This is a genomic window from Streptosporangium minutum (genome assembly GCF_002149035.1).
Lineage (GTDB): Bacteria > Actinomycetota > Actinomycetes > Streptosporangiales > Streptosporangiaceae > Streptosporangium > Streptosporangium minutum.
The window spans coordinates 1-4,468 of sequence record NZ_NGFP01000410.1 but is presented as its reverse complement, the minus strand read 5'-3'; the positions used below and the strand labels follow the sequence as shown (position 1 = coordinate 4,468).

General features: G+C 73.8%; 4 protein-coding genes. 2 read left to right on the top strand and 2 right to left on the bottom strand.

Features of this window, described 5'->3' with window-relative positions; genetic code table 11:
- A partial coding sequence (locus tag CA984_RS42745; protein WP_133061963.1) for a MerR family transcriptional regulator occupies window positions 1-410 on the bottom strand: 410 nt, incomplete at its 3' end.
- Between the two features lie 113 nt (window positions 411-523).
- Here CA984_RS42745 and CA984_RS42740 point away from each other — a divergent pair.
- Entirely contained in the window at window positions 524-991 is a 468-nt protein-coding gene (locus CA984_RS42740; protein ID WP_086579001.1) for a Dps family protein, read from the top strand.
- 184 nt (window positions 992-1,175) lie between these two features.
- Window positions 1,176-1,379 (top strand): DUF6203 family protein, encoded by a 204-nt coding sequence (locus CA984_RS42735; RefSeq protein ID WP_086579000.1) that lies wholly within the window; start codon window positions 1,176-1,178, stop codon window positions 1,377-1,379.
- A 138-nt stretch (window positions 1,380-1,517) separates the two neighbouring features.
- Here CA984_RS42735 and CA984_RS42730 read toward each other — a convergent pair.
- On the bottom strand, window positions 1,518-4,468 hold a 2,951-nt coding region (locus CA984_RS42730), incomplete at its 5' end, for a KAP family P-loop NTPase fold protein (RefSeq protein ID WP_133061962.1).

Below are 4,468 nucleotides of genomic sequence, written 5' to 3'. Positions count from 1 at the left end.
GGCTTCGGGGCGGCGGGGCCGGGCTCCGGCGTGGCGGCGGGCGCGGCGGGCCGTTCGGCCCAGAAGCGCGGGCGCGCGGTCCGGGGGGCGGCCTTCTCGGCCGGGGGCTCCGGGATGTGGGCGATGGCCTCCAGGGCCTGGTCGGTGGCGCCGGCCAGCTCGGCCTGGATCTCGGCGATGGTCCGGCCGTCGGCCTGGCGGCGCTTGACGGCGATGAGCTGGAGCAGGTGGCGCCTGCCGTACATGGCGACGCGGCCGCGGCGGGCCGACGGGGGGTCGAGCAGGCCGATCGTGGCGTACCACCGGATGAGGCGCTCGTTGGGCATGTCCCTGACCCGCCCGTTGAGCTGGGCGGTGGGGGTCAGCGCCGCGGCGGCCCGCTCAGCCAGTTCACCGATGGTCCATTCCATGTCTCGATAGTGACACTGTAACTATGACAGTGTCAACATAAGGAGCGCACAGCTGGGTAGGGACGTTTCAGTACAAATCGGAAACTGATGTCGAAACAGGGGGAGGACATTCCATGTCCGCGATCACCAGTCCGCTCAAGCCCGAAGACAAGAAGGTCGTCGCCGTCGCCCTCCAGGGCGCGCTCGTCGACCTGCTCGACCTGTCGCTCCTGGGCAAGCAGGCCCACTGGAACGTGATCGGCCACAACTTCCGCTCGCTGCACCTGCAGCTCGACAAGATCGTCTCAGCGGCCAGGAAGCACGCGGACACCGTCGCCGAGCGCGCGGTGGCCATCGGGTCCAACCCCGACGGCCGGGCCTCCACGCTCGCGAGCACGACCGAGGTGCCGCAGCTGGAGACGGGTTACATCAACGATGGCAAGGTCGTCGCCGCGATGACGGACATCCTCGGATCCATCATCCGCCGGATGCGCGAGCGCATCACCGCCACCGACGAGCCCGACCCGGTGACCCAGGACATCCTCATCGAGATCACGCAGGACCTGGAGAAGCACCACTGGATGATCGAGGCCCAGCGCTAGATCGTCCCGGCACCGCGAAGGCGCCCCGGACCACGTGGTCCGGGGCGCCCTGCCGTTCCCGGGGGCTTCGGGGCGGGTTCTTCCGCGTCGCCGTCCCCGGGCCGGACACCTCCCCGCCGGCGGGTCGAGCGGCATGTTCGGCGGACGCGAGGGCAGGGAAGCGGCACGACCGGAACGAGGAGACATGAAGAGAATCCTGCAACTGCTGGCGACCCGCTGGCTCGCCCGTACGCCCATGGGGCTCGTCGTCGTCGCCGTGGGGTGGTGGCTGGCGCGCCGGCGGCGCGCCGGCGGGCCTGGTGAGCGGAAGGACGCCTCGCGCCACCCCGGCCGGAAGTCCGGCAACCCCTACGTGTGGCAGGGGCCTTCCTCCCGTAACCGCAAGTAGACCTCCGGCGCCACGGCGGGACGGCGGAGACCGGTGCGCTGCGGCGCGGCTCCGCGCGGGCGGCCGTCCCGGCCTCCGCCGCCTCCCCGCGGTGGGCCGCTGTCGGTTCGACGACCCCGACCGCCTGGTTCCCGGTGCTCAGAGGAGGTGGCGGGCGAGGTCGGCCATGGGGTGGGGGCAGGAGAGCAGGTCGCGCAGGGTGTCCAGGTGAGCGGCGCCCGGGGTGTCCGGGCCGGCCAGGCCCGCCTCGCGGACGGCCCGCTCCCAGCCGTCGTCGTCGTCCGCGGCGCGTTCGAGCCGCTGCAGCACGGTCACCCCGTCGACCTCCCTGACCAGCGGCGACAGCAGGTGCGGCCAGTGGATGGTCAGGGCGGCGAGCTTGGCAACCTCGCCGTCGGAGGCGGGCGCCGCTCCGGCGAGGGTGCGCCGGTAGACGAGGAAGGAGTAGAAGCGGAAGACGTTCACATAGCGTTTGATCTCGCGCGGGTTGAAGAAGGTCATGACCGGGAGCACGAACTCGATCGCCCGGTAGGCGTTCTCGTCGCTGTAGAGGTCGTCGAAGACCCGGTCGGCCGCCTCGCGCGTCGCCGAGGCCAGCCCGCCGATCGCGTCCAGGGCCTCGATGCCCAGGATCTCCTGGGCCCGCCGCGCCGCCTCGTCCAGGTCCGCGGCCGTCGGCCGCAGCGCCCAGATCGCGTCCTCCAGGCGGCTCACCAGCGCCGGATCCGGCGGCTCCACCGGCCGTGACCTGGGTACGGCGAGCGGCACGTCGACTGGCGCGCGCGACCCCGGCACGGTCCCGGTCCCGCGTGGTTCCGGTACGTTCCCGCGTGGTTCCGGCACGGTTCCCCGTGGTTCCGGCACGCTCCCGCACGGCGGCGGCCCGCTCTCGCGCGCCTGCGCGCCGGCCCCGTCCGGCCGGATCCCCGCCCCGCGCGGCGGCCGGCCGCGCCGCCGCGGCGTGGTCCCGCCGGGCACGCGGCACTCCACGGGCTCGCGGGGCTCGGCGATCTCGGGCATGCCCAGCAGCGCCCGCACGAAGCCGGGCAGCCGGTCGGCGTCGTCCAGCAGCGGCACGCTCAGCGGCAACTGCACGATCTTCTCCAGGAACCGCCAGCCCAGCCCGGAGCGCCCGTCGTCCGGCATCGTCTCCACCAGCTCCGGATAGGCGGCCTCCACGTGCGCGACCACCACCTCCGGCTCCATGGCCAGCACGAACACGCAGTTGGGGAACTCCCCGGCGAGGAACAGGTTGATCGCCTCGATGACCTGCGCCACCGTCCCCGGCGAGCACCGGTCCAGATCGTCGACGAACACCACCAGCGGCCGCTCCTCGGTGGCGATCAGATCGAGCACCTGCCGCATGTCGGTCTGCACCAGATGCAGGAAGCCCGTCCTGGAACCGTAGCCGGGGGTGGTCGCCGCCTCGGCGGCGAGCCCTTCCATCACGCCGGGGGACAGCAGGTCGGGCTGGCGGACCAGCCCCTGGAAAGCCGTGTCAGCCGACTCCCGGAAGAACCTCGCGAGCCGTACGGCGCCCGCCGCGACCACGGCCACCGAACCGGCCGAGCCGATGCCGGCGGCCGCGTTCCGCAGGAGGGCGCCGAACGCGGGCAGCAGCGCGGAGGCCGTGAGAAAGGCTCCGGTGAGCACCAGGGTGGCGACCAGGCCCAGCGCCAGCGGGACCAGCCGGGTCATCGCCAGGTGGTAGGCGCGCCGGCGGACCGCCTCCCGGTCGATCCTGGCCAGGTTGAGCTCCAGCCAGAACCGTTCCCGCTCCGCGAGGGGCAGCCGCCGGGTGACCTGACCGATGATCTCGTGGGCGAGCCCCGCCCACACCTGCTCGCCGTTCTGGTACATCCACGGGTTGAACCAGACGGTCGGCCGCCAGTCCGCCCGCCGTACCGGAAGGGCGCCCGGCTCCGCCTGGCCCGTGCCCTCCCGGGGCCGCTGCCGGGATCTGGCCAGCACCTCCGCGTTGGTCAGGGCCCTGTCCCGGCGGGAGCCGGGCAGATGGATCTCGGCGGGGCGGTCCCCGGCGGCCCCGGGGTCCAGCAGGTCCTGGATCATCCGCATCAGGGAGGTCTTGCCGGTGCCCCACGGCCCCTTGACGCCGATCGTGAGCGGCGGCCGCGTCTCGGGGTGGCGGACGAACGCGGCGATGGCCTCGGCGTAGACCCGGTGCCCGAGCTGGTCCTCGGTGGTCCACCGGTCGGCGGTGAGCCTGGCCCGCGGCTGCACGGCGCGCCGCCCGGCCCGCAGGCGGCGCAGCACCGCGGAGGTCTGGGCGCGTTCGGCCGCCGACAGCCGCGAGTAGCCGAAGGCCCGCACGTCCGGATGGACGAACATGCTCGTCTCGCCGAGCAGCCCCCACTGCCGGAGCTCGGCGGCGTCGCCGAGGACCTCGTCGATCGACTCGCCCTCGTCGAGCAGGGAGGCCCTGCGCAGCAGCTCCCTGGCCGGCTCGCTCAGGTGGAGCTCGTAGATCCGCCGGACGATCTCGGTGCCCGAGGCCGGGGGCGAGAGGTCGCCGAGCCGGGCCAGAAGCCGCGCGAAGGCGGCGTGGGGCGGGGCGGACAGGTCCCGGGCCTGGGTCAGGGCGACGTCGGCGACGGCGCCGTAGGCGATCAGGAGGGGGGTGCGCGCCGCGGCGGCGGTCGCGTAGTGGCGCAGCGCGTAGGCGTGCAGGTCGCCGACGGTGATCATCCCGTCGCCGTCCAGGTCGGCCGCCCGGGTGGCCAGTCCCTCGGCGAGGACACCGGTCAGGCTGTGCGCCCGGCCGGAGAGCGTCTCGCCGAGTTTCAGGGTCAGGGTGAGGGCGGCGGCGGCCACCCGGGGCTCTCCCGCCATGGCGAGCTGCCGGACCGGTGCGGCGGAGTTGTCCAGGGCGCTCCAGCCGAAATCCATGATCAGCAGTACGGCGGCCGCCAGCGTCTCGCCGGCCTGCCGTCCGAACGCGCCGATCATCGATCCGAGCTGCCCGGAGGTCCAGCCGTCGTCGCCGGGGAGGCGGACCACCAGCAGGTCGCGCTCCTGGGCCGACCGCAGGAACTCCCACACCCGCTCGCCGTCGGCCTGCGCCCCCCGGC

Excerpts from the sequence above, each read along its gene's own strand:
- CA984_RS42740 (WP_086579001.1), top strand. The coding sequence starts at position 524 with ATGTCCGCGATCACCAGTCCGCTCAAGCCCGAAGACAAGAAGGTCGTC.
- CA984_RS42735 (WP_086579000.1), top strand. The coding sequence starts at position 1,176 with ATGAAGAGAATCCTGCAACTGCTGGCGACCCGCTGGCTCGCCCGTACG.